At 37.8% G+C, this 19,877-nt stretch carries 16 protein-coding genes; 10 read left to right on the top strand and 6 right to left on the bottom strand.

The window, feature by feature from the left end; all coding sequences use genetic code 11:
- Window positions 1-620 precede the first annotated feature (620 nt).
- The 3 genes from H4J65_RS09735 to H4J65_RS09725 all read left to right on the top strand — a co-directional run bounded on the left by H4J65_RS09735 (window position 621) and on the right by H4J65_RS09725 (window position 3,344).
- Window positions 621-1,112, top strand: coding sequence for a hypothetical protein (locus H4J65_RS09735; RefSeq protein ID WP_182197922.1), 492 nt, complete (start codon window positions 621-623; stop codon window positions 1,110-1,112).
- A 189-nt stretch (window positions 1,113-1,301) separates the two neighbouring features.
- Window positions 1,302-1,643, top strand: a complete 342-nt coding sequence (locus H4J65_RS09730; protein WP_182197920.1) for a PDZ domain-containing protein — start codon at window positions 1,302-1,304, stop codon at window positions 1,641-1,643.
- Window positions 1,644-2,072: 429 nt separating this feature from the next.
- Entirely contained in the window at window positions 2,073-3,344 is a 1,272-nt protein-coding gene (locus H4J65_RS09725) for a mechanosensitive ion channel family protein (protein ID WP_182197909.1), read from the top strand.
- Between the two features lie 279 nt (window positions 3,345-3,623).
- Here H4J65_RS09725 and H4J65_RS09720 read toward each other — a convergent pair whose 3' ends face one another.
- From H4J65_RS09720 to H4J65_RS09695, 6 genes are all read right to left on the bottom strand, one after another.
- A complete protein-coding gene (locus H4J65_RS09720; RefSeq protein ID WP_182197907.1) occupies window positions 3,624-5,594 on the bottom strand; it encodes an LTA synthase family protein in 1,971 nt (656 codons plus the stop codon).
- 221 nt (window positions 5,595-5,815) lie between these two features.
- Complete coding sequence (locus tag H4J65_RS09715) at window positions 5,816-6,541, bottom strand: ABC transporter substrate-binding protein (RefSeq protein WP_182197904.1); 726 nt, start codon at window positions 6,539-6,541, stop codon at window positions 5,816-5,818.
- A gap of 315 nt (window positions 6,542-6,856) precedes the next feature.
- Window positions 6,857-7,222, bottom strand: a complete 366-nt coding sequence (locus tag H4J65_RS09710; protein ID WP_182137858.1) for a diacylglycerol kinase — start codon at window positions 7,220-7,222, stop codon at window positions 6,857-6,859.
- The gene (locus tag H4J65_RS09705) at window positions 7,222-8,910 is read right to left on the bottom strand and encodes a phosphoethanolamine transferase (RefSeq protein WP_182197902.1); all 1,689 of its coding nucleotides are present in this window, start codon (window positions 8,908-8,910) and stop codon (window positions 7,222-7,224) included. The genes H4J65_RS09710 and H4J65_RS09705 overlap by 1 nt, the downstream gene beginning before the upstream one ends.
- A 216-nt stretch (window positions 8,911-9,126) precedes the next feature.
- The gene (locus tag H4J65_RS09700; RefSeq protein WP_182197899.1) at window positions 9,127-10,569 is read right to left on the bottom strand and encodes a HAMP domain-containing sensor histidine kinase; all 1,443 of its coding nucleotides are present in this window, start codon (window positions 10,567-10,569) and stop codon (window positions 9,127-9,129) included.
- Window positions 10,570-10,578: 9 nt separating this feature from the next.
- Window positions 10,579-11,244: a response regulator transcription factor gene (locus H4J65_RS09695; RefSeq protein ID WP_182137861.1), complete on the bottom strand. Its 666-nt coding sequence runs from the start codon at window positions 11,242-11,244 to the stop codon at window positions 10,579-10,581.
- 337 nt (window positions 11,245-11,581) lie between these two features.
- Here H4J65_RS09695 and H4J65_RS09690 point away from each other — a divergent pair, with 337 nt between their 5' ends.
- From H4J65_RS09690 to H4J65_RS09660, 7 genes are all read left to right on the top strand, one after another.
- Window positions 11,582-11,917 carry a hypothetical protein gene (locus H4J65_RS09690; protein WP_259367574.1) on the top strand — a complete coding sequence of 112 codons (336 nt, stop codon included), beginning with the start codon at window positions 11,582-11,584 and terminating at the stop codon, window positions 11,915-11,917.
- A gap of 149 nt (window positions 11,918-12,066) precedes the next feature.
- On the top strand, window positions 12,067-12,609 hold the full coding sequence (locus H4J65_RS09685) for a DUF411 domain-containing protein (protein ID WP_182197897.1): 543 nt from the start codon (window positions 12,067-12,069) through the stop codon (window positions 12,607-12,609).
- Window positions 12,609-14,054, top strand: a complete 1,446-nt coding sequence (locus H4J65_RS09680; protein WP_182197895.1) for a TolC family protein — start codon at window positions 12,609-12,611, stop codon at window positions 14,052-14,054. Before H4J65_RS09685 ends, H4J65_RS09680 begins: the two co-directional genes overlap by 1 nt.
- Window positions 14,054-15,670 carry an efflux RND transporter periplasmic adaptor subunit gene (locus H4J65_RS09675; protein WP_182197892.1) on the top strand — a complete coding sequence of 539 codons (1,617 nt, stop codon included), beginning with the start codon at window positions 14,054-14,056 and terminating at the stop codon, window positions 15,668-15,670. Before H4J65_RS09680 ends, H4J65_RS09675 begins: the two co-directional genes overlap by 1 nt.
- A 2-nt stretch (window positions 15,671-15,672) precedes the next feature.
- Complete coding sequence (locus H4J65_RS09670; RefSeq protein WP_182197890.1) at window positions 15,673-18,810, top strand: efflux RND transporter permease subunit; 3,138 nt, start codon at window positions 15,673-15,675, stop codon at window positions 18,808-18,810.
- Between the two features lie 104 nt (window positions 18,811-18,914).
- Window positions 18,915-19,247, top strand: coding sequence for a hypothetical protein (locus H4J65_RS09665; RefSeq protein WP_182197887.1), 333 nt, complete (start codon window positions 18,915-18,917; stop codon window positions 19,245-19,247).
- A 67-nt stretch (window positions 19,248-19,314) separates the two neighbouring features.
- Complete coding sequence (locus H4J65_RS09660) at window positions 19,315-19,848, top strand: cytochrome c (protein WP_182197885.1); 534 nt, start codon at window positions 19,315-19,317, stop codon at window positions 19,846-19,848.
- Window positions 19,849-19,877: the final 29 nt, after the last annotated feature.

The raw sequence follows: 19,877 nt of genomic DNA, 5'->3' as shown, positions 1-19,877 counted from the left end.
TAATATTCCTAATATTTGGGCTATACATTATAGTTTTTTATTAACAAATTCATTATTTTAGTGTCATGAGTTAGGCGTTTTAACCAAAAACGGTCTTGAATATTTGTTCTATTGTTATTCATTAATAACGTTAATTCTCTTTTTATTCAATGCGAATAGGTTTTTTCAGTTTGAATGCTGTCATGCATAGTACAAATAATAGGGCGAATACTTTCTAACAATAGAGAGGCAGACATAATAAAAAACCTTCAGCTATATACTTGTACAGCTAAAGTAAATGGTTAAATAAAAATAAAATATCTCTTCAAGTTGTATTACTACAACTTTTTAGTAATGCAGTATTAATTACACATATGATTAAAGTAAATAATTTAACTATATGAATATAAGGTGTTTTATTTTTCTTCTGCTAAGAGAGGTGAGTAGTAGGACGTCTTATTAATCTCCTCATTAGTATTATATTCTTTGTGTTAATTGTTTCTAATACCTTGTAAGTATGGGATATTAGTGTAAATAAAGTGTTAATTATGGTGCGGGGTTAGTAAGACTACCCATAATAAGCTGTTATGTGCAAATGTCACTTTGGCATTCGTAATTATCATTCAAAATAAGGATATACTTTGAACAAATTAATTTTACTCTTACCTATGCTGTCTCTTGGTTGTTTTGCTGAAGAAAATAGTCAAACTAAAAATTACTCTGTCGGCCTTGGTATGGGTGCTATGTATAGTGGTATAGGTGCAAATATCGCACTGGTTTCAAAAAACGATTTTAAATATTTTTCAGCTGGTTGCACCGCATATGGCTCCATTAGTGGTGCTGAATGCGGGTTTGGTGTCGGTTGGGTTACAGCAGACTTATTTGACTTTGAAACAAACAATCATGGCTTTGGTATTTATGCCGGCATGTTGGGTGAGGAGAGGTATGCTACCTTCAAAAATAATCAATATTCATTCCATAAAAATAACTACTATGGGGCAGGTGTAAGCTATACCTACTTTATGAATGGTATAAATAAATCAGGTGCTACTTTCGGAATATCTTTTCATGCCACTAATGCTGAGTATGACGGACGATATGGTTCTTTTCTTCAGCTAGGTTATCAGTTTTAGCACATAGCAAGGTGTTGAGACTGTAGAGTAACTAATTCAGCCGAAATCACTAAATTTTTGTGTTCCTGTATCGCGCTGTAGACGATTTATTCGATATAGGTAATGCATTTGGTACCCCGATTTTTAGGGGGAATTCATAATAAACGAGTTATGCTACAAGCTCGTTAGGTTTTTAAAGGAGTAAGTCTTTTGAATTCAATTAGAAAGATTATATTAATTAGTTTGTTTTTACCATTTACAGCTTTCGCAGAAGGTAAAATTGGGATTGCCGCAGGCGTGTCAGTTGATGGATTCTTTAGTCCTGAAATAACCGAGTTTAAAATTGATAAAGTTAATTCTGGATCTCCAGCAGAAAAAGCTGGAATTAAAGTTGGTCAATTAGTTCTTGAACTTGATGGTTGCAAAATCCCAGGCTGCCCAGCGGATAAAGCCAAAAAAATAATGGATAAAGAAACAGGTGAAGTATTATCATTGCTAGTTAAAAATTTAGATGGCAGTGAAGTTTTGCTAAAAATTCATGTAGGTGAGTAAAAACCGAATAAGAAATTAAACAAGTACAAAAAAAACAGTTGACTATCGCCACTTGCTTTAGTTAATTTTTTTGTGATTTAGGTAGTTAACTTTTAGGTAGTTAACTTTTAGGTTTGTGCTTGTTTCTATTCGTTTTTGTGGTGACTTTATCGACATAGGATATTTTGTATTTTTTGTTACACAGTTTTCGCCTAAATGGATTTAGTGCACATTACTCAACTCCTTCTAGGTTTTATAAACTCTGCTTCTGTTTTCGCTTAATCAGTTTTTGTATAAATGGCTCTAATTGACAGTTAGCAGTAAAGTGGCGATAAGTTCTTAATTTTACTCATTTCGCACAACAAACTTTGATATTTTTGGTTATTTCAGTGTCTGCCATTACGCAACATATAACAACATGTCTCAAATAACATTTAAGGACAAATGATAATGACCGAAACAAGAACACATTTGCGAGAATTTTTGGTGGCCTGGCTTGAGCACAATATGCCGGGTAATGTCTTTGTGTGGTACGACATTTTAGTCATTTTATGGATAATCATATTTACCTTAGTATTACATTATATTATTAAGGTCTCAGCTAAGCATTTTATCAAGGGCAAGTTTGAAACTATCGACCAGCCACAGGCCAAAAATTTAACCTTAGATTTATTTCAGCGCCTGGCGAAACGACTTTCGTTGACACTGCAAGGCGCCATTGTGGTGGTTCAAGCCAAGCTTTTATTAGCGAAAGGGAGCAGCTTATTACATCTTGCTGAAGTCGTTACCGACCAGTGGATAATCTTATTTTCTTTGTTGTCGTTGTTTACCTTTTTAGACATTTTGCAAGCGCTTTCAGATAGACGTACAAGTCAGGCGCACTTTCCGTTAAGAGGTCTTTTGCAAACCGTTAAGCTTGTTGCCAGTATGTTAACGTGTATTTTAGCGGTGTCGTTGCTGATGGACAAATCACCCCTTATTTTATTGAGTGGCTTGGGCGCATTGTCTGCCGTAATGTTGTTAGTATTTAAAGATCCTATCTTGGGCTTAGTTGCCGGCATACAGCTCTCAGCTAATAATATGCTGGCAGTGGGAGATTGGCTTGAAATGCCAAAGTATGGTGCAGACGGCGATGTGATAGACATTGCTTTAACAACAGTAAAAGTAAGAAATTGGGACAAAACGATTACCACTATTCCTACCTATGCACTTATTTCAGACTCATTTAAAAACTGGCGCGGCATGTCTGAAGCGGGTGGTAGAAGAATAAAACGAAGTATTCATCTAGAAATGAGCAGTGTCTGTTTCTTAGATAAAGAGCAACTAGGTGAATTGAAAAAGGCGCATTTACTCAGCGAGTATATAACGCATACGGTGCCAGAAATTGAAAAAGAAAATACGGATAAAAAAACTGATATGACAGTAATGCAAAATGGCCGGCGACTAACCAACGTTGGTACTTTTAGAAAGTATCTGGTGTCATTTTTGCAAAACCATCCTGATATTCATCAAGGAATGACCTTGATTGTTAGGCAGCTAGAGTCAACAAGTGATGGTTTGCCCATTGAAATTTATGCTTTTACCAACACAACAAACTGGAATGCTTACGAGGATATTCAGTCAGATATTTTCGATCATGTTATTGCGGTGTTACCCGCTTTTTCACTGAGAGTGCATGAGTCACCAACCGGGAATGATATTAGGTCATTGGCGAAGCACTAGCTTGATAATTTTATGATCTTTTAAACTGTAAAGCTGCTGAACTGTTAAACTAACAGGTTTTACGCTAAGCCATAAATATTGGGCTTAGCGTCTGTCGCACTCTTAAAGCCGCTATGTTTAAAATATCAAGGTTTAAAGCATCAAAATTTAAAGCATTAACGTAAAGGTTTAAAGTATAAACATTTAAAACTTGCCACTCGCTTATAGAACATTTTTCCGCTTTGGCAACGCATAAGCAGTAGTGACTGAATTTTTACTGATAGTAGATATGACAAGCTATTAGTCATATTCACTGGCATACCATTCATGTTCATAAGCTAAACTACCCCATAAAGCATGTGCTAAAGCGACTTCAGACAATGTTTGATTAAGCGTTTTTGGCGTTAGTTTTTTTTCATCAAAATCATAACTGAAATTCATCGGATCTTTTTGTGGTTGTAGTATCGTCACTTCATTGTCTTCCATATAAGCAAAATTTTCAGCATATTGCATCATAGCTCGCCCTGAACTTTGTGGTTTGGTTAAATCATGGCCCAGCATAGGCGAATGATTTGTCACGCCCATTAACGACAAAAGTGTTGGCGCTAAATCAATTTGACTGACAACTCTTTCGTCAGAAAACTGCTGCTTTGATGAATTGAGAATAACACCTGGAATATGAAAGTTTTTGATGGGCACAAGATCACTGCCAAATGCTCTTGCATCATGATCGGCAACCACCAAAAATATAGTATCTTGCCAATAAGGCTGTTGCTTTGCTTTAGTGATAAATTTACCTAAGGCATAGTCGGCATATTGGATAGCTTTGTGACGTAATAACTCCTTCTCATCATATTGGCTTAGTTGCTCTGCTGTATACTCAATAGGGGTTATAACGCCTGGTGGAATTTCAAAAGGGTCATGATTACTAGACGAAAAAATAAAACTAAAAAAGGGCTTGTCGCTATTGTTTAACTTGGTCAATTCAATATTGGCTTGCTTGAATAAATCTTCATCACTGGCTCCCCACGAGCCAATAAACTCAGGGTTTTGAATATCGTTAAAATCAACAATATCACTAAAGCCGTTGCCCAAGAAAAAACTCTTCATGTTGTCGAAATGACTTTCGCCGCCATAAATAAATTGTGTGGTGTAATTATGTTTGGCAAGTAAACTCGCAATAGTGAAGAAGCCATGCTGTGATTTATCAAGTTTAACTACTGCTCTGGCAGGCGTTGGTGTAAAACCAGTAATTACGGCTTCAATGCCTCTAACAGAACGTGTACCTGTGGCATATAAATTTTTAAAGGCCCAGCCTTCATTATTTAATTTATTAATTTCAGGACTAAGAGGAAGCCCGCCCAACGACGAGACAAACTGAGCACCTAAACTTTCTTCTAAGATAATAACCAAGTTTTTAGCTTTACCTTGATAAGTAGGTGCGCGAGAAGCCAAAGAGGGTTGAATGAGATGGGTAAATGCTTGTGGTGCTAAACCTGTTTCTTGTTGCACAATGGCAATGACTTTTTCAGTGGCCATTTCACCATAAAGCTTTGAGGCATTTTTTTCATTACCTAACTGTTTATAGGCATGAGCAACACTATAGATAGAATTTAGTGTTAACGAATTTATTAAGGGATCGGTAGAAAAATAAACTAACGACGGATTTATTGGCCGATGTCCAACAGTGCCTCTGGCACACAGCACAAGTACGACAAATAAAGTAACAAATGAAAGAGTCGCTGACTTAAACGATACCGAACGTCGAGGTTGGTTTGTATTGATCAGTTTAGCTAATAGGTGCCAAAACAATTTACCTGGAATGAGTATTAAGGTGAGAACCATAACTAAGGTAAATAAGTGACCGTTGAATAACATTTTCATTACTTCATTAGGATAAGCTAAATATTCAATGAATAGTCTATTTGGTCTGAAACCATATTCATGGATAAATGCTGGCGTGGCTAATTCAAAAAATAATACACTGATAAAAATGAAGAAAAATAGTACCTTCAATACCTTTAGCCATATTTTTTGATAACCGGAAATCATAAACCATGGATGGACTATGGCAGGTAAAATTAATAAATAGCCTAATGCGCTTAAGTCGATTCTAAAACCATTTAAAAATAAGGTTAGAAAGCTATTAAACGTATCGAATCGCTGCATTTGCCATAGACCTAAGCCCAGTCTAGAAATGAAAAGTGTCAACATTAATAGTAAGAAAAATAAGACAAAAGGTCGTAATAAATTAAGTGTAGTTTTAAACATCGTTTCAATACCGCTAATAGAGGACGCTGCTACTTTAAAAGATGAAACTTAAGAGACGCTTAATTTAAACTGAAAGCGCGCTATGTTAGTTACAATTGTTACATTTTTTAACGAAAAACAGGTTGACTAAGGCTTAATCTACTTATTTTGTATTTACTTTGCAATAAATACTTAGCATAGAATTTTGGAAGATGAGGGTTGATAATATTTAAAAAATTATATTATTTAGGGACAGGCTTAAGTGAGTTTATTACTTTTAACAGTACTGTATTGACACGATTTATATCGATCACACCTTTTTTAAAGGCTAAATATACGGGTAACTTGTATTCGGCTATGTCTAAAACCTCGACTTTAAAATCGACATATTGATTTTGTAAAATATATTTCCCAACAACTTTACTGGTCACGACTGCATCAAGTCTTTTAAGGCTCAGCATTTGAAACAGCACTTCGTTTGATGGTAGTTCATGAAAATCAGAAGTTCGTAAACCGTTAAACGAGAGAATATCTTGATGAAAATTTATACCTCGATAAACTCCAACTTTTTTACCTGATAAATCAGTGGTCTGTAAATTTTCGGGGTAAAATATCGATATCCTACTGATATGCGTTGGTTTATTCGAATATTCTAGAAATTGCTCTCTGTCTTTAAGTTTTGCTAAGGAGAAATAACAATCATAGGTGTTTTTTTTGATTTCTTTTTTAAGTCTAGACCAAGGTATATTAACTATCTTGACGTCATAATTAAGTTGTTTAAATACAGGGTCAATGATGGCCATATCTAAACCAGTAAAGCGGTCGTTAGATTGGTCAAAAATGGTGTAAGGAGGATAATGAGTTGTAGCACAAGTTAATGTTTTTACTGCGGCAAATGAATGATTTGGTATCAGCAAGGTAAGTAATATAACTAAAGTAAACTTGTAACAAGCATTATGTTTAAACATCAATAAAACCAAATCTCATTAGATAAATATTGCACTAAACAACATAACATATGAAATCAGTATAAGGTAATTATTGTTTCAAATTATAGCTTCAACTGGTGGCTTAAAATGGTGGCTTGAAATATAGATTTGAATAGAGTGTTTAAATATGATTAAAGCCCGATTAAATTTAAATAATAGCGCTGAACTGCTTTACTCAAATAAGGTTTATTGGTCGCCTGAAAGCAATTATTAAATAATAGTCTGTTCATCACAGCCAGATAATTACGTTAATAAAAGGCTGCTACTGCAACCCTTTTATTAACGTATCAGCTTTTAAAGTAATACTACTAGCCAAATACTGCTGGCGACAATAAGACTAATAAATACCGCCGCTGAGCCTAAATCTTTTGCAAGACCCGATAAGGGATGAATCTCTAAGCCCACACGGTCTACCACCGCTTCAATTGCGGTATTGATGATCTCGGTAAATAGTATGAAGAGTACAGCGAGTATTAAGGTAACTTGCTCTTTGGCACTTATATCAAATATAAAAGATACCGGTATAGCAATAAACAGCAGTAACAGTTCTTGCCTAAATGCTGATTCATTTTGATATAACCATTTGAAAGCTCTAAACGAGTTCAATGAGGCTAATACTATTCTTTGGATGCCCTTAGGCTTATTTTTATTGTCAAACACTAGTCTGCTAGCTCCATTTCTAATGAGGTTGATACTGTGGTGCGGGCTATCGCCTGTTGCGATTTACAATCAATGAAGGGATCACTTTCAATGCGATAAGCTGTAGTTTTAACCGACATGATACTCAATAAGGTATCGAAAACATTATCATGACTTATCGGCGATTTTGCCAAAGCATTTAAACATTGGCGATTAAAGTCAGTTTGTATTTTATCCGTCCAGTAGATCATGGGCACGTGGGTTTGTTCTTCAGGTGCAAACGCATAAGGTAAACCATGTAAATATACCCCATTTTCACCCAGTGATTCACCATGATCTGAAATATAAAGTAAAGATGTTTCAATGTCATCTTTTTTATCTAAGCCACTTAATTCATTAATAATTTTTGAGAGTACTAGATCAGTATAAACAATGGTATTGTCATAAGTATTAATCAGTTGCTCTTGGCTACAGTTTTGAATGTCACTGCGTTGACAGTCTGGTGCAAAGACACCTTTTTCTTTTGGATACCTTTTGAAATAGGTTGGCCCATGAGAGCCGATCATATGTAATACAATGAGGGTGTTGTCATTGCTTAATGTCTTTAGTTTATTTTTTAATGGGGCTAATAGCGCCTCATCATAGCAATACTCACCATCACACAAGGGGTTAGATTTATCAGTATTAATTTGTTCAGTTTTTACTCGGGTACAAACACCTTTACAACTACCATTATTATTACTGATCCATAAAACGTCAGCACCGGCTAAATGTATCAGGTCTATGGCATTTTGTTGAGCAGTTGCGATACGCTTATCATAATTATTTTTGTTTAATCTTGAGAACATACAAGGGACCGAAACTGCGGTAGCTGTTCCACATGAACTCATTTGTGAGAAAGATATAACCCCTTGTTTTTCTGTATATTGATTGGTAGGTTTTGCATAACCGTTCAGTGAGAAGCTTTGTGCACGCGCGGTCTCTCCTAACACCATTACCGTGACATGCCGGCGAGTATTATCGCGAACGATTACAGGCGCTGTGTCTAAGATCTTAAATTGTAAAGGTGGATAAAAGTACTGATTTCTAACAAATTTGTATGACGCATCTAGCAGTTTATACGGTGTAACATAACCCAGCAGTTCTTTATTATTTCGCCCAACCGAAGCATAATTTGAGTAAAATACACTGGCAATTAAAAATGCTGCGCCAAAGCTAAGCGTGATCATTTTTACTCGGCTTAACAATTCTGTAAAGAAAGGCTTATAAGTTAATTTAATCGTATAGATGATCAGTGAGGGGATAACACCAAAAATCAAGAAAAATAAGGTGGCGTAAAGGTTAACGTAAGATAAGGCTTCGGCTGAATCAGTTTCAACAGTATTTTGCACCATACCGTAATCAAAGACGATACCGTAAGTAATGGTGCCATAAAATATCAAAGATGAAATCATCACTGTCGTAATAAGTAGCGGTTTGGTTAGCCATCGAAATGAAAAAAGCCCTTGAATCACAATACTTAAAGAGAGTAAAAATATGGGTAGTGACATTAAAAACAACAGGTTATAGTTATCTAACGCCGTAATTACGCCCGCTGTTTTTACTAAAAAAGGTAAGTTCAATATCAGTGCAATATAACAGCAAGTGAAGAATAACAACTGGTTGGTTGTTAGTGTTAAGTTTTTAAAGTACGCGATAAATTTATTCATGTGAGACACCTATTAACAAGTGTCGCTATATTATAAAAGTAAACTTAAGATAACCTTAGGCTAACCTGAACATTAGCTTAGATTAAACTGAATATTGTATAAAAAGTTAAGTGTAAATGGTGAAAGGTTACTGCTTGTTATTATGAAGAGTGTGGCCTATTACAATATCTGTGCTTTGTGCACTAAACATTATATTAAAGCTGATAAAAATAATAATTAAACCACGGCTGTTGTTGATAATATAATAGTAAAGGTAAGCTCTTTATCTGCGGACATAGCGACATTTAAATGGGCAGAGATACTCTCACAATAAGATTTAACAATCGCTAAACCCAAGCCATATCTTTCTGCTGATGTTCGTGATGAATCTTTCTGCCATAAAGGTTCAAAAAACAGCGCTAGGTCTTTTTCAGCGTAATCATGTTTACTGAGATTAGACACTTTTATCATGACCTGATTATTGTGTGAATAAGGTTCAACAGTAACGTTTACTGAGCTTGAGGCGGGGCTATAATACAAGGCATTGTTAATAAGGTTGCTCATAATAGTCGTTAAAGCGAACTCATTGGTATAAACATTTTCACATGACTGATCAAAGTTAACATTAACGACTCTATTGGCTTTTTTTTCTCTCATGATGACTGAATTTAGTAGTACTTCTAGATTAACCTGTTGCTTTTCTAAGGTCGCATTATTGGTACTTTTTTGTAGCAGAAGTATGCCATTTACAATGTTGCGCAAACGCTCTGTAATAGTAAGCACATCAGTCTTGAAACTTTCTGTTAATTGTTTTTCATGCGGAAACTTTATCGCGACTTCACTCAGGCTGAGTAATTCTGCGATTGGAGTTTTTAACTCATGGGCAATATCTGAGGTGACTCTTTTTTCTCTGGAGTAAAGCACTTTATTTTCACTTATAAAGTGGTTGATACCATGGGCAATAGCCATGAGTTCTTTTGGCAAATTAGTGGTGTCTATCGTGCTAACGGTAGAATTTAAATTGATTTGTTTTAGTTCAATATTCAATTGTTCAATTGGTCTTAAACCGCGTTCAACCACATTAAAAACAATAAACCTTACGGCGATAATAGCGCTAATTGAAGTGAAAATAAAAATTATATCTACAAACCAAAGAATTTGATTTACGCCTTCGTTGCTGATGGCATAAGCGAGCTCCATCGGCTTTTGTTGTTTTAAGAACTGCGCTTTTGTTAGTCCTTGACTTTCCCTGACATCACTATCAATTTGCGGTTTAAATTTTGCAAAATACATTCTTCCAGAGCGACCGTCGGGTAAAACAATGTCAGTTATTGATGAGCTATTACCGGCAAGGTCTACTCTAGGTAGCTGATTAATATCAAAGAGATCTAGGGTTTTAGAACGCTCAAAAACCTTATTATCTAGCCATAATTGGAAATATTCGGGGTCATTAATACCGGAAAATTCAGGCATGAATTCATCAGCAAAATCAAAGTCAATTTCGTGGGTGTCTTCACTGACTAATGTAGTGAGTAAGCCAGCTTTGTTGATCATAGCTAGATCAAACTCGCCACTGATCCAGGTATCAACAGCAAGGTCGGTAAGCATTAAAATAGAGACCAATAATATGGATATTGAAATGGATATATAACGGCTTAACTTTTTCTTAATCGAAATCATGCACGGGTCTCAACAAAAATAACCGAAGCCACGTTTAGTTTTAATAGGCAGGTCATGTCCGAGTAGTTTTACTTTTTTTCTGGCGCTTGATAGATGTGCTTCGATTGAGTTTTTAGCAACAGCATCATATTGACCGGCTAAATATTCACTTAATTTTTCAGGTGATATCACTTTACCTTGATTAGTGAATAAACATTCAACCAATTTATACTCATTAGGGGTTAAATTGGTATCTATTGAGTCACAAAATAATTGTTTTAAATGCAGGTCTAATGCAAATGAGCCGATAATAATTTTACTGTCATTGACCTTTAAAGCGCCTCTGCGCATGAGGCAAAGTAGACGAACATGCAGTTCATCGAATGAAAAGGGTTTAGTGAGATAATCGTCAGCACCATTAAGTAAGCCTTGAACTTTGTCTTCGGTGAGGTCTCGCGCAGATAATATTAACACTTTCAGTTCTTTATTGGCTTTGCGAATAGCCTTTAATATGGCGGTGCCATCAACAGTGGGCAGCATTAAATCAAGTATCAAAAGAGAATAGTCACCCGACAAAGCCATGCTTAAACCTTCTGAGCCGTCTCCGGTGTCATCAACGGTATAACCTAGGTTGGATAAGCCAATTTTTAAACTTCTTCTTAGAGACGTTGAATCTTCTATAATTAAAACTTTCAAGGGTAATCCGCAACACAGAAATATTATTAAATAAAAGATACCAGAAAAAACTTAAGATTGGCTGATTTTCACTTAATTTGTTGTGGTGTTTACAATAAATTTTTAATAACGGCCACTTGATAGCCGGAACTTGTTTATAGAGAGTATGATAAAAGGATAGGGGGCATAAGGAAAACATTCGATTTTCATCTAGGTAAAAACTATTTATTGCATTGAATATAAACAGAAGTTATGCCAACATTCATTTAGTATAATCTTTGGCTAGTTATTTGTGACTTTACACTGCTCTAAAACATTAATGGTATTGCTGGTATGTTTGACCTTTGTGGGTCAGGCAATGGCGTCTACTATTATGCCTTATCAAATGATGGCTATGGCAGGCATGAGTGAGCAAGTAAAAGTAGCAGCACAGTCACATAATATGCCGATGACAGCTCACAGCAACCATAATATGTCCGGTGATGCGGTTGATAATACAACAGAATCAACCGAAGATTGTTGTGCTCAAGTATGCAACTGCTATATGGGGGGCTGCTCAAGTGTTGCTGCTCTCATGAAGGGCGTATCGGGCAATACGCCGATCGCTGATGTACCAGCTAAAATACTTTCCTATTCTACTTTGGCGTTAAGCCAACCAGCTAGATCATTATATCGTCCGCCAATATTAAGCTAGATACAGCATAAATGTGCCCAAAATTTGGTGCATTTATAACGATGTCTGTATTAGGCTTTTTGATTTCGTGTTGGTATAAGTATTTCTAACCTCATCAAAAATAACCTAATTAATTAAAAATATTAATTAATATCCCAATTGGGGCGGTTATGTTTTCAACTAAATTTACGTTAAACCTTATCACTACCTTGGTTGTAGTCTGTACGCTGGCGAGCTGTTCAGATAAAACCGCTCTTGCGACTAAAACTGATACAAGTGCTGTGGCTAAATCTCAAAAGCTTAAGTCGCCATCTATTGCCTTAGATGTTTATAAAAGTCCAAACTGTGGTTGTTGTAAAAAATGGCTTAGTCACATCAATGATAATGGCTTTGAATCAACTGTTTACAGTAATGATGATTTTTCAGTTATTAAAAATGAAAAAGGCATAGCGCCCAGATATCGCTCTTGTCATACCGCTATTTCAAGCAATGGTTATGTTTTTGAAGGGCATGTTCCAGCAAAATTTATCCAACAATTTATGCAAGCGACACAGGCCGTTGATGTTATCGGCTTGTCGGTTCCTGCTATGCCTGTAGGTTCGCCAGGCATGGAAGTTGATGACAAGTTTCAGCCATATCAAATTTTACTTTTGAAGTCAGATGGTACGAGTGAAGTTTATGCTCATGTTCAATCGTATAAGGAACAATTCTAATGAATAAACTCAACCAGCGCAGTAAGTTTGGTCTCAAGTTTGGCGCAGCGATTTTAGCTTTTTCTGTTGTTACTGTCAGTGCTGCCCAGTTACCCGTGCTGGCTGATAGTAAGGCTTTGTCTTTTAAAAAAGCCATTACAATGGCTCAAGAAAGTGACCCTTGGTTAACGGGCAATAAGCACAAACAACAGGCCCTTGAATTAATGAGTACGGCGGCAAATACATTACCCGATCCCAAGGTGTCGATTGGTTTCGCTAACCTGCCGACCAATGGTTTCGATTTTACTCAAGAAGGCATGACACAGGCTAAGGTGGGTATTGCTCAAATGTTTCCTCGTGGAGATACGTTAGCGATTAAAAGCCAGCAACTAAAAACGCAAAGTGAAGCGTTTCCCTATCAAAGAAAAGACCGAGCATCAAAAGTAGCGGTTACGGTAGGAAGTTTATGGTTAGACGCCTATCGAGTTCAACAAACCATAGCGTTAATAGAAAAGAATAGGTCGTTGTTCGAACAGTTAGCTGATGTAGCAACAGCAAGCTATTCATCGGCGTTAGGTAAAACTCGTCAACAAGATATTGTGCGAGCACAATTAGAGCTAACACGTTTAGAAGATAGGTTAGCGCAGTTGGCACAACAGAAAAACGGCTTTGTCGGTATGCTGACTCAATGGTTGAGTCAATTTTCTAGCGAAGATAGTACCGGTGAACCGGTATTAGCCTCTGACTTTGCTTTATATCAGTTAGTGCTTAGTCAAGAACTGCCTGAAATAGAGTTAATTAATCGTGCGTTAATCGCCAAAGAAACCTGGCTTGAACCTAGCGCGTTAATTAGATATTTTTCAAATCATCCTGCGGTTATGGCGTTAGAAAAAAACATTCAGGCGACTAAAACAGGCATTAAGTTAGCGCAGCAAAAATACCAACCTGAATGGGGCGTAAACGCAAGCTATGGATATCGCGCAGACGATGCTATGGGCAGCAGCCGAGCTGATTTATTTTCTGTTGGTGTGACGTTCGATCTGCCAATTTTCACTCATAATCGACAAGATAAAGCAGTGCAATCAGCGGTCTCTGCAACAGAAGCGGTGAAAACTGACAAAATTTTATTACTCAGACAATTATTGGGCGCTTACTCAAGTGCCAAGGGCAGGTTATTACGTTTAAAAGAGCGACAAATGCTTTATAAATTTAAGTTACTACCTCAAATACATGATCAAGCCGCAGCCTCTTTATCTGCCTATACCAACGATGATGGTGACTTTTCTGAAGTTGTTCGCTCACGCATTGCTGTGCTAAATACTGAAATAGACCTGCTAACACTGAACGTAGAAGAACAGAAAATAGGCTTAGAGCTTAATTACCTTTTTATCGGCAGCCTTAATACAGCAAACACCCATAACAAAACCAATAACAAGCAAATTGTTGTTAATTCGGGACAAAAATAATGAGCAAAAATATCGTTAGCAATAATAGTAAAACCATCATTATTGGCATGGTTATCGGTTCAATACTCACGCTTAGTGTTTATAGTTTTATAACTCCTGCGAAAAATGAGCAAGCCATTAGCGCTAAAACGGTTGAGAAAAAACCGCTTTATTGGGTTGCTCCGATGGATGAAAATTATATGAAAGATAAGCCAGGTAAATCACCCATGGGCATGGATTTAGTGCCAGTTTATGACGATGATGGCAAAGGACCTGATGCCGGTGTTGGCACCATTCGTATTTCTGCTGATGTGGTGAATAACTTAGGCGTAAGAACCACTATAGCGAACTTTAGCTCATTGCACAGCGAAATAAACACCATGGGGTATATTACTTTTGATGAAAGCAAAATCGTTCATATTCATCCGCGTGTTCAAGGCTGGATAGAAAAGCTCTATGTTAAGGCGGTAGGTGATCCTGTTAAGAAGCATCAAGCCCTTTACGATATTTACTCCCCTGAGTTAGTTAATGCTCAAGAGGAGTTGTTATTGGCATTAGAGCGGAAAAACAGTCGCTTAATTACCGCGGCTGAAAATAGATTGATGGCATTGCAGTTACCTCAGTCAGCGATTATAAAATTGAAAAAAACCAAGCAAGTTCAGCAAAAAATAACTTTTTACGCGCCACAAAATGGGGTGGTTAAAACGCTAAATATACGTGAAGGTTTCTTTGTTAAGCCGGGTACTACTTTGTTGTCAATTGCTGATTTGTCACAAGTGTGGCTTGAAGCAGAAGTTTTTGAACGACAAGCAAACCAAGTTAAAACCGGTGCACCTGTCACTATGATATTAGATTATTTACCGGGTAGAACATGGCAAGGGCAAGTAGATTATATCTATCCAACACTCGATGCGAAAACACGCACAGTGAAAATACGCTCAAGTTTTAGTAATGAAGAAGCTGAGCTTAAGCCTAATATGTTTGCTCAGGTTGTTATCCATTCTACCAGTGATGAACAAGCCTTGTTAATTCCGCAAGAAGCTCTGATTAGAACGGGTATGCAAGACAGAGTGGTGCTAGCTTTGGGTGAAGGTAGCTTTAAATCGATTGCCGTCACTGTAGGTCGATATGACACCAACAATGTTGAAATACTTAGCGGACTGGATGCCGGTGAAAAAGTGGTGAGCTCAGCGCAATTTTTATTAGATTCAGAATCAAGTAAATCATCTGATTTTAAACGCATGCATCATGAATCTGACCAAGCAGGCTCTGACCAAGAAAGTTCTGGCCAAGAAGATTCTGCCCAAGACAAACCAAGCGAAATGGATATGAGTCATAACAATGACAGCGCTGCTGACACAGTTTCCTCAGCGACTGTTAACGGTACAGTGGTTAACCTAATGCTTGATCACAGAATGGTCACTATTGACCGTGAAGCCATTGTAGAATGGGGCCGTGCAGCAGACCGAGTTGATTTTATTGTGGATGATAATGTGGATATGGCCTTATTTTCAAATAATGCCTATGTCATGTTCACCTTTGAAATACGCGAGGGTAATTTTATTATTGTCAGTGCGATGAAAATGCCTAAACCTGATGCGGTAATGAAAAATGCTGCTAACGACAAAGGAGCATAATAATGATTACTGCTATTATTCGCTGGTCTATTGGTAATCGATTTTTAGTCTTGCTAGCAACATTATTACTGGTGGCCGTTGGATTATATTCTGTCAGTAAAACCCCGATTGATGCACTGCCTGATCTATCTGATGTGCAAGTCATCATAAAAACAAGCTACCCTGGCCAAGCACCACAAGTGGTTGAAGATCAGGTCACCTACCCCATGACTACCGCCATGTTGTCAGTGCCGGGTGCAGTTACCGTGCGAGGTTACTCATTTTTTGGTGATTCATATGTTTACGTTATTTTCGATGAAGATACCGACCTTTATTGGGCACGTTCACGGGTACTTGAGTATTTAAGTCAAGTTGCTCCCGATCTACCTAGCGATGCACGGCCTCAATTGGGTCCGGATGCAACAGGCGTTGGCTGGGTATACTTGTATGCACTTACCGATAAAACAGGACAACATGATTTAAGCCAACTACGCAGCATACAAGATTGGTTTTTAAAGTTTGAATTACAAACCGTGCCTGGGGTATCAGAAGTTTCTGCGCTTGGCGGTATGGTTAAGCAATATCAAGTCCAGGTGAGTCCTGATAAATTACGCGCCTTTGGTATACCGCTGTCACTTATTCAAACCGCGATTAAACAAGGTAATCAGGAGATAGGGGCTTCAGTGGTAGAAATGGCTGAAGCCGAGTATATGGTCAGAACCACAGGCTATATAAAAAGTGTTGAAGATCTTGAAAATATCCCGCTAGGGGTCAACCAAAATGGTACGCCGTTACTGTTAAAAGATGTTGCAGATATTGGCACTGGCCCACAAATGCGCCGAGGTGTTGCTGAACTTAATGGTGAAGGTGAAGTGGTTGGCGGTATTGTCGTGATGCGCTTTGGTGAAAATGCTCAGCAAGTGATTAACCGTGTAAAAGCAAAGCTTGAACAGCTTAAAAAAGGCTTACCTGATGGCGTAGAAATAGTACCGGTTTATGACCGGTCTGCATTGATAGAACGAGCAGTCGATAATTTAGCCTCTAAGTTATTGGAAGAGTTTGGCATAGTTGCTTTAGTTTGCGTTATTTTCTTATTCCATGTGCGCTCTTCTTTAGTGGCGATTATTAGTTTACCTGTGGGTATTTTAACCGCCTTTATCATCATGCATTTACAAGGACTTAACGCAAATATTATGTCATTAGGTGGTATTGCTATTGCCATTGGCGCCATGATTGATGGCGCTATCGTCATGATAGAAAACATGCATAAGCACATGGAAAAAACCCCACTAACGAAAGAAAACCGCTGGCAAATAGTGACTGAATCAGCTAGTGAAGTAGGGCCAGCATTATTCTTTAGTTTATTAATTATTACCGTGAGTTTTGTGCCAGTGTTTACCCTAGAAGCACAAGAAGGGCGTATGTTTGCCCCGCTAGCATTTACCAAAACCTATGCTATGGCGGCATCTGCGGCCTTGGCGATAACATTAGTACCGGTATTAATGGGCTATTTTATTCGAGGTAAAGTACTACCTGAGCATAAAAATCCAGTGAATAAATTTCTGACCTTTATCTATATGCCGGCCTTGAAAACTGTTTTACGTTTTCCAAAAATAACCCTAGTGGCTGCATTAGCTGTGCTTGCGGTTGGTATCTATCCACTGGATAAAATCGGTAGTGAGTTTATACCACCGCTTGATGAAGGTGATTTGATGTACATGCCCACCACTTATCCAGGTATTTCGATAGGTCAAGCTCGACAACTTTTGCAACAGACCGACAAGCTAATTAAAACGGTACCCGAAGTAAAAACCGTATTCGGTAAAGTAGGTCGTGCTGAAACCGCAACCGATCCCGCGCCATTAACCATGATAGAGAGCTTTATTCAGTTTAAGCCGCATGATCAATGGCGTGAAGGGGTAACAACTGAAAGTTTGAAAAAAGAACTTGATGCGCTAATTCAACTACCCGGAGTAACTAATGCTTGGGTTATGCCGATTAAAACCCGCATTGATATGCTAGCAACAGGCATTAAGACCCCGGTTGGGATAAAAATAGCGGGACCTGATTTATTGACGATTCAGGATATTGGCAAACAATTAGAACTGATATTAAAAGATGTACCTGGTACCACATCGGTTTATTCAGAACGTGTTGCGGGTGGTCGATATATAAAAGTTGATATTCAGCGCGCCAAAGCCGCACGATATGGTTTGAATATCGCTGAAATTCAACAAGTAGTAGCCACCGCTGTCGGTGGCATGAATGTGACTCACACCGTTGAGCGTTTAGAGCGTTATCCGGTCAATGTGCGTTACCCACAAGACTATCGTGACTCCCCTGAACAGTTATCATTGCTACCTATTGTGACGCCAAATGGTCAACATATAGCATTAGGTGATGTGGCCAATATTTATATCGAAGATGGCCCACCGGGCATTAAGTCTGAAAATGCTCGCTTAAACGGTTGGGCTTTTGTTGATATTGATGGTGTTGATGTTGGCACTTATGTTGAGGCGGCCAAGAAAGTCGTCACAGATAAGCTAGTACTGCCTGCTGGCTACTCAGTGACCTGGGCAGGGCAATACGAATATATGCAGCGAGCCAAGGCGAAATTGGCTTATGTGGTGCCATTAACCTTATTTATTATTGTTATTTTACTTTATCTTAACTTTCGTAACGTGATTGAGGTGGCGATGATTATGGGCACTTTACCCTTAGCTATGGTGGGCAGCATATGGTTGATGTATTTAGAAGGTTTTAATTTCTCAGTGGCGGTTGGCGTTGGTTTTATTGCGCTAGCAGGGGTAGCGGTAGAAATTGGCGTTATTATGCTGGTGTATTTAAATCAAGCGTACCAAACCATGCTTGATGAACACCATTCAAAAAACATGGTGACGACAAAAGAAGATGTATTACAAGCCGTGCTGCACGGAGCCGGTATGCGTGTTCGTCCTGTGATGATGACTGCAGCAGCGATTATTGTTGGCTTATTACCAATTTTATATGGCACAGGTACAGGGTCTGAAGTGATGAGCCGCATCGCAGCCCCAATGGTTGGCGGCATGATGAGTGCTGTGTTATTAACCCTGCTGGTATTGCCGGCATTGTTTTATTTATGGCGTTCATCATCAATAAAGCTTACTGGGTCAAAAGCCTAGAGATATACATTGATAAAAATGCAGAACCTGATGGCAATCATACGGCACTGAATGAATTTATCTAGAAAACGTTAAATATTAAATCACTAACCCAGGAGTAAAATATGAAAAAAAGCTTAATTAAAACAATCAGTAAAATCGCTTTGGTATTAATACCCAGCATTTCTTTATCAATGACAGCTACAGCACATGATCCCAGTTTGCATGCAAAAAAGGCTAAAAAAGCTGATTGTAGCAAAATGGATCATAGCAAGATGGATATGAAGGATCCTGTCGCTATCGCCATGATGAACAAGTGCATGAAACAAGCTGACAAATCAAATAACAAGATGGACCATAGTAAAATGGATATGAAAATGGATAGTAAAATGGACCACAGCAAAATGAAAACGATGGATGAAAAAAAGCAGAAAAAAGCTGACAACAATAATCACTAATTAACTTTTAAAAATCACTTAGTACAAAGACAGCTGCTAAGTGATTTTTATTGACGAAGGAAAGCTGATGAAAATGCTTAAATGGCTCTTGATTCTTATTGTTTTAGGCCTTGGAACGACTGCGACAATTATTTATTCAGGTTATGTCGATGTAGCTGCCGATGAACCTCACAGTGATTTAGTCCACTGGCTTTTGGAAACAACGAGAGAAAACGCTATATCAAAAGCGGCTGAAGATATTAAAGTGCCAGATTTAACCGACCCTGAACTATTGTTATCTGGTGGTGTTGATTATGGGTTCATGTGCGCTAGTTGTCATTTAAAGCCCGGACAAAGTGAAAGTGACATGAGCTTAGGCTTATATCCTGCACCCCCTAATTTAGCGGTGTCTGATTATAACGATGATAGTGATGAATATGGTGATGACACGCAAGCCGATCGTAATAATTTCTGGGTTATTAAGCACGGTATTAAAGCCTCAGGAATGCCAGCTTGGGGTAAAACGCATGATGATCAGCGCATCTGGGCAATGGTGGCTTTTATAAAACGGCTACCAAGCTTAACACCTGAACAATATCAAATACTTACAGCTATAGAATAAAAGATAGTCATAATAATTATAAAGAGAAA

Source organism: Colwellia sp. MB02u-9 (assembly GCF_014077085.1).
Classification (GTDB): domain Bacteria; phylum Pseudomonadota; class Gammaproteobacteria; order Enterobacterales; family Alteromonadaceae; genus Cognaticolwellia.
This window is presented reverse-complemented; position numbering and strand designations above follow the sequence as displayed.

What these genes read in the sequence shown, in the direction of transcription:
- H4J65_RS09680 (WP_182197895.1), top strand. Translation starts at nt 12,609, where the DNA reads ATGAATAAACTCAACCAGCGCAGTAAGTTTGGTCTCAAGTTTGGCGCA.
- H4J65_RS09665 (WP_182197887.1), top strand. Translation starts at nt 18,915, where the DNA reads ATGAAAAAAAGCTTAATTAAAACAATCAGTAAAATCGCTTTGGTATTA.
- H4J65_RS09660 (WP_182197885.1), top strand. Translation starts at nt 19,315, where the DNA reads ATGAAAATGCTTAAATGGCTCTTGATTCTTATTGTTTTAGGCCTTGGA.
- H4J65_RS09700 (WP_182197899.1), bottom strand. Translation starts at nt 10,569, where the DNA reads ATGATTTCGATTAAGAAAAAGTTAAGCCGTTATATATCCATTTCAATA.
- H4J65_RS09690 (WP_259367574.1), top strand. Translation starts at nt 11,582, where the DNA reads ATGGCGTCTACTATTATGCCTTATCAAATGATGGCTATGGCAGGCATG.
- H4J65_RS09715 (WP_182197904.1), bottom strand. Translation starts at nt 6,541, where the DNA reads ATGTTTAAACATAATGCTTGTTACAAGTTTACTTTAGTTATATTACTT.
- H4J65_RS09685 (WP_182197897.1), top strand. Translation starts at nt 12,067, where the DNA reads ATGTTTTCAACTAAATTTACGTTAAACCTTATCACTACCTTGGTTGTA.
- H4J65_RS09720 (WP_182197907.1), bottom strand. Translation starts at nt 5,594, where the DNA reads ATGTTTAAAACTACACTTAATTTATTACGACCTTTTGTCTTATTTTTC.
- H4J65_RS09670 (WP_182197890.1), top strand. Translation starts at nt 15,673, where the DNA reads ATGATTACTGCTATTATTCGCTGGTCTATTGGTAATCGATTTTTAGTC.
- H4J65_RS09675 (WP_182197892.1), top strand. Translation starts at nt 14,054, where the DNA reads ATGAGCAAAAATATCGTTAGCAATAATAGTAAAACCATCATTATTGGC.
- H4J65_RS09705 (WP_182197902.1), bottom strand. Translation starts at nt 8,910, where the DNA reads ATGAATAAATTTATCGCGTACTTTAAAAACTTAACACTAACAACCAAC.
- H4J65_RS09725 (WP_182197909.1), top strand. Translation starts at nt 2,073, where the DNA reads ATGACCGAAACAAGAACACATTTGCGAGAATTTTTGGTGGCCTGGCTT.